This window comes from Bacillus sp. mrc49 (genome assembly GCF_002803435.1).
Window position 1 is genome coordinate 1 of record NZ_PHNG01000385.1, and the last position, 321, is coordinate 321.

Sequence of the window (321 nt, forward strand, 5' to 3'; positions counted from 1 at the left end):
AGACCAGAAAGTCGCCTTCGCCACTGGTGTTCCTCCAAATCTCTACGCATTTCACCGCTACACTTGGAATTCCACTTTCCTCTTCTGCACTCAAGTTCCCCAGTTTCCAATGACCCTCCACGGTTGAGCCGTGGGCTTTCACATCAGACTTAAGGAACCACCTGCGCGCGCTTTACGCCCAATAATTCCGGACACCGCTTGCCACCTACGTATTACCGCGGCTGCTGGCACGTAGTTAGCCGTGGCTTTCTGGTTAGGTACCGTCAAGGTACCAGCAGTTACTCTGGTACTTGTTCTTCCCTAACAACAGAACTTTACGAC

The 321-nt window shown here is 52.0% G+C and carries 1 rRNA gene; it reads right to left on the minus strand.

From position 1 onward, the window contains the following. Positions 1–321: ribosomal RNA gene (locus tag CVN76_RS02435) — 16S ribosomal RNA — on the minus strand; the annotation flags it as partial.